Annotated in this window: 5 protein-coding genes and 2 pseudogenes; 1 reads left to right on the top strand and 6 read right to left on the bottom strand. The window is 36.9% G+C overall.

The features are described from left to right. Positions 1 to 195: 195 nt before the first annotated feature. From P9B04_RS13790 to P9B04_RS13775, 4 genes and pseudogenes are all read right to left on the bottom strand, one after another. Positions 196 to 1,232: pseudogene (locus P9B04_RS13790) on the bottom strand (ISAs1 family transposase). A 112-nt stretch (positions 1,233 to 1,344) separates the two neighbouring features. Then, on the bottom strand, positions 1,345 to 2,451 hold the full coding sequence (locus P9B04_RS13785) for a hypothetical protein (RefSeq protein ID WP_342055563.1): 1,107 nt from the start codon (positions 2,449 to 2,451) through the stop codon (positions 1,345 to 1,347). 104 nt (positions 2,452 to 2,555) lie between these two features. Beyond that, on the bottom strand, positions 2,556 to 2,831 hold the full coding sequence (locus tag P9B04_RS13780) for a hypothetical protein (protein WP_342055562.1): 276 nt from the start codon (positions 2,829 to 2,831) through the stop codon (positions 2,556 to 2,558). Positions 2,832 to 3,092: 261 nt separating this feature from the next. After that, on the bottom strand, positions 3,093 to 3,941 hold the full coding sequence (locus tag P9B04_RS13775; protein ID WP_342055561.1) for a spondin domain-containing protein: 849 nt from the start codon (positions 3,939 to 3,941) through the stop codon (positions 3,093 to 3,095). A gap of 743 nt (positions 3,942 to 4,684) precedes the next feature. Between P9B04_RS13775 and P9B04_RS13770 the strand changes: the two are divergent. Continuing rightward, positions 4,685 to 4,750, top strand: a pseudogene (locus P9B04_RS13770) (hypothetical protein); the annotation flags it as partial. A gap of 8 nt (positions 4,751 to 4,758) precedes the next feature. Here the strand turns inward: P9B04_RS13770 and P9B04_RS13765 are convergent. Continuing rightward, entirely contained in the window at positions 4,759 to 4,965 is a 207-nt protein-coding gene (locus P9B04_RS13765) for a hypothetical protein (protein ID WP_342055560.1), read from the bottom strand. A gap of 25 nt (positions 4,966 to 4,990) precedes the next feature. Then, a partial coding sequence (locus P9B04_RS13760; protein WP_342055559.1) for a GNAT family N-acetyltransferase occupies positions 4,991 to 5,236 on the bottom strand: 246 nt, incomplete at its 5' end.

Raw genomic sequence — 5,236 nt, 5'->3', positions numbered from 1 at the left:
AAGAGTTTTAGCCATCGTTCCTCATATCAACTTTTCTTGGTGCAAGATGTGAGAATACTTAAAAATAGGATTTATCGACACTTGATAATGAGGATAAAAGGGTGACTTGGTGTCCACCAGAGGACTACTTTTATTTTATGCCCTATAGAGGCGATCCCGTTCATATTAGGAATTAGTATTTTACTCAGGGTAAGCTCATCTAAAATCGGCTTGACAGAAGGCATTGAGAACAGTCATCATATAGTTGTTGTTCATAGCAGCTTGCTTCATTTTTTGGCGAAGACTACGTTTAAATGTTTTCTCTTGATGGAGAACATTAAGTGCTAATCGTCTTAAAAGCGCGAAGTTCTGTGGACTATATTCTGACCGAATACGGCATTGATCTTCTCTGAAAGTGACATCAAGTGTCCAATGAAGATTGTTTTCAATGCTCCAATGAGTGCGAATAGCATGGCAAAGAAATTGGGCATTGGGAGGTAAAGAGGTCAGGTAAAACTGAATATCGTGGGTAGTCTTGTTCCACAAGTGACGGATGCGTTCGACTACAACAATTGTTTGTAGTCCAGACCATTGTTGTTGCTGGTAAAGTTCTCCCATAGCTGCTACTGGTATAGCCCAAACGTATCGTTTCTCGGTGCGGTGATGACCCTTGGTTACGGTTTTGTAGTAGTCATGATCAATGCCATCCCAACCTTGAGTCCTTGTATCGGTGAACCATTGCTGGACTTGAGAAAATAAAGTGGGATGATTAGCTTTGAGGGTGAGAATGTAGTCAGCTTTTCGCTCACAGATTTGTTCGACAATGCTGGGAAAGAGTTCCCATGGCATCAATGGTGATGATCGAGCCTGTAATGTCTAATAGTTCGATTAGGGCAGGGATGGCTGTGATTTCGTTGGAATGGTCTTCTACTTTGACTTGTCCTAACACCAGACGCTGCTGGGATGCCCACGCTGTGACCGTATGTAAGGCAGACTGTCCCTTATTGCGATCGTAAGAACCCCTTAATGTTTTGCCATCGATGGGGATAATTTCACCTTGAATTGAATTCATTATAGATTGAACCCATTTTTGTAGGCATTTTTGCAGGGATTCTGGGTCAATTCTCTCAAAAACCCTTCTAACTCTTTGACATAGCCTAATAAATTGTTTTGGATTTCATCAATAGATGCTATATTTCCCCTTTTGTGTTTTTTTTACTAGATTGTTTTTGGTCTGCAAACCCGTTGGCCATGTTCTGATTCCATAATTACAAGAGTCCTAATTGTACTTTGTTTTTTTGATTTTAAGTCTCTTTTTTCCTCGCCTATACTTTGCTTTCTGAGTCAAGTAAATTTTATACCATTTTAGATGAGCTTACCCTGGTCAGAATTGGGTATCTCTTGTTGTAAATAAAGAAAAAGTTGATGCTTAAAGGAGTTAAGAAAAGTGGGGATATTGAAGTTGGATAAAAGTGACTGAAATTGAACTTTAGAAGAAGAAGTTAAGCCAAAAAGTTTAAGTTGTTTTTGTAAAAGTCGAATCATTTTAATTTGACAGAGCCAAAAAGGGAGATAATTTTGATAAGAAAAAAGCCAAGAGAATTTATATTGTAAACGTTGGCGAAATTTTATTGGATTTTGATGATCAACAAGTTGAAAGAAGATATGGAAACGAGAATTTAAAACATGATTAGCCCAATCAAGTAATTTTTCTAGGTTGAGAAAACGAGAGTGAAAGCGTTGTCGGGGAGGGGCAGCAAAGGCGAGTTCAGTTTGTAAGGTTTGAAGTCTGCAATGATGACAATGTTCTAAAAAATTCTGAAAAATATCAGGAAATAATAATTCTTTTTTTAATAAGTTGGCTAAAGCATGAGTAACATCATAGGTATAGACAATTTCAGGATGATTAGCTTGGAAGAGTTCAATACCTTTTTTGAGGTTGCTACCATGATCCGAGATGATTTGACGAGGAAAACCGTAACGATAACTAATATATTCAAGAATAGATTGAACCCAAATAGCTGTGGGAGTTCTGGTTATTTCTACAGCTAAAATTTGTCCATCAGACGGACGGAAACCTCGACGTGAGGGGAGAATTTGTGTCTGGAAAACTTCTTGGGAAAGGGCATAAATGACTAAGGCTTTTTTTTGACCCCATTCAATAGTAAAATCAAGAATATATATCCAATCATCACGTCTTTTTGGATAGTATTCTAAGGCATATAAACCAAGACGTTCAACCCACTGTTTAATGGTACTATAGTGAGAGGTTTCAGTGGGGAAATATGAAGAAAATAAACGGAAAGTTTTGTCGATTCCTCTATAGCTATTCCCCACATCTATAAATTGTTGTACAGCAATAGAGATAGTAGTAATCTGATAATGATGGTGAGGGGCTTTTTGGGATAACGGTGGTGATAATTCTTCGGAATCGCAGGAATTAGAGTCATATGAAGGGTCAAGTTTTTTCAATTTTTTTTCAAGTTCGGAAATTTTTTGTTCAGCCGACTCTGCTCTTTTTTTTGCTTCTGAGGCTTTAGTTTTCCAATTATCTCTGCTCTTTTTTAAAGCGCGAGTTAATTGGACGTATTCTCGAATTTTAATTTGTTTTTGAGCAGCATTCTTGTCACCCCGTCAACTTTGTGAGCTAAGGTTTTAACAAAGTCGTTCCTTTTTGGAATATAAGAGCCACCATAGGCTATTTTTCCATTATTTAAGACTAGAATATATTTTTTCTGGTTTAATTCCTCTTTTGTTTGTAATCTGATTATTAAAGTGCCAGTTACTTGTTTTGAACTAATTTTTTCGACTAATGATTTTATTTGTTGGCGTTGAAAGTGATGTTTTTTCATAAAAAAAAATTCATAGGTTCTAGTAGTGAGAAGGGGATTGAACCCCTCCTGACTACCTGGCGTGGGGACAAACTATGCTTATCCTGCCTTAGATTGATGATTTTTGTCCCCACGCCAGCTAACGAAAATCTCCTCAAAGTAAGGGGTCTTATACCCAGACTGGAACTCAGAGGTGCATTCTACACCTAGAGCTTCGTACTGTTGGGACGATAAACAGATCAAACGCTAATTTTGTACGTTCATTTCCTTCTTTAATTACTTTTAAATTTTTGAAGAAGTCTGTTGAACACGCTTGAGGAAAAATACTCCTCCCAAAACTAGAACTAAACCAATAGTAGTGTTAGGTTCAGGAACCTTTTCTACACGAATTCGAGCAACTTGATAACCAGAAGCAGTAAAGTCTGCATTAACAAATTGGGGATCATCTAAAATGCCACCACTTCCTAGTGCATTGAAACCAGGATGAAGGGTAACAAGACCATTTTCATCAACACCAGTGTCAGGAAATTCTTGTCCGAAGAAAGCCGTATTAGCAGGTAATTCATCATTAACCTCTGTTCCACCATCAAGAACTTGAGAACCAAGGATCAAAAAGTCAGCACCAATAAATTTACCAGAATCACTAAAAATACGGTGAGCTAGAGGATTTCCATTAGCGACAAATGCATCATTACTAGGAAGAATCATAGATGCATAGCTAAAATAGGTACTGCTAGCTAGATTTGGGTCAATATCAACTATAGAATGTGCTATCTCACCTGGATCAATGGGGCCAGCAAAATCTCCTTCTAGTCCGATAATGGAGCCTTGAACAATACCTGCAGCTACATTACTAAATTCAGTAGAAATCGGACCATTATTACCATCTTCAACTAAAGCTTCCACCCCTGGAAAAAGGTCTAAGGATACATCTCGATCATAAATATCGAAGCCTCCATCATGAAAACCAAACCAAACGGGAGTTAAAAGAGTTCCATTAGTCGGAGTAAGGCTTTCGACAGAAATTTTTAGGGTTAAGGCTGAGGCCGCAGAAGAAAAAGTTAAGATAGATCCTGCTGTCAATAGTGTGATAACAGAATGGATTTTTGTCGGAAAAAATTTCAGATTCATGTCAAAGTTTTATCAATCGATTTAAGGACTGAATATAGATAAATTCACCTAAAAAAATAACTATGAATTCTTAAAATAGACTGAGAATAACCTAATGATCTGCTGAAATTGATGCTTCTTGAGAATCTGTGCGGGTAACTATGGCTTATTAAAACAAGGAAGTTATAGTGAGTTTTCATTTCCAAGCTGATTTGCCTCAAAAGCCCTCTCTAGACTTGATAGCAGTTTTCAATTGGGGGTATAAAAATCTCGGTTTAGTGAGGGTGGGGAGTGTACTTCGACTTCGCTCAGTAACAGGGAGAGGTGGGAAGTCTGGGGGCTATCCCTTCTTCACACATAAGTTAACAAAAGAAAAAAAACTGAAAGGTGGTAATAATGGGGTATAGAGTTAATTATTAAGGAAAACAAAATAAGAAAAGAGGACTTATATTTTTAAAAAGTATAAAGTAATTCAAAGAAAAGTGAAAACACAATTAAAAGAGATGAAGATAAAAAAAATAAAAATTAAGGAAGAAAGTAAGATAAAATGAAAGTAAATGAAAAGTCTGAAAGACTTATTCTATCTGGGTTATACTAGAATTAATTTAATGGATTAGTCACATGAAAGTTAAAAAATAGAAGAGTATTTATTCATTAAGAATAAGAAAAAAAGGCTAAAAAGTCAAGATTGACTAAAATCATATTAAAGAGGATGATGAAAGAAGGAGGAGAAAATGAAAGTATGGGTAACTTAAGAACTTAAATATCTAGATTTAGGGGACAAACGGTTAAATACGAGACTGGGAAAAATGGTCTCAGAGTTGTGGTAACATCCTCATCAAACCCTACTACAAGCGATCGCCCCTTCTGCCTGAACTAAAACGTCAGTATGGGGAAGGGTGGCGATCTCTCCGAGATCCGCAGAGCGGTGCGCAGTTGTCATTAATGCAGGTGGTGGTTGAGAGTGATCGGGAGGAACAAAGAAGAGCGATCGCAAAGAACAACTGAAAGTGCATGGTGATGTTAAAAAGTATTGAAGTATCAAATTTTCTCAAAAGCTTATGGTTATTTTAAGAATTATTAGGAAGTACAGCGAAGGCTGAATTAAACCATCTCATGATGTAATGAAAACAGGATTCATCAACTGTGGTAAATCCTAATCGTTGATAGAGAGATTGAGCGGGATTAGTTTTAAGAACTTTAAGCCATAATTGTTGATGATCAACTTGAGCTTGTTCAATAAGAGAGTGAATTAAACGGCTTCCGATCCCCAATCGTTGATAATCTTGAGCAATCTGAATTTCTGCTAAATAAAT

This window comes from Crocosphaera sp. Alani8 (assembly GCF_038442745.1).
Classification (GTDB): domain Bacteria; phylum Cyanobacteriota; class Cyanobacteriia; order Cyanobacteriales; family Microcystaceae; genus Crocosphaera.
Note: the sequence above shows the minus strand (reverse complement) of the source record. Positions and strands in the feature narration are given on the sequence as shown.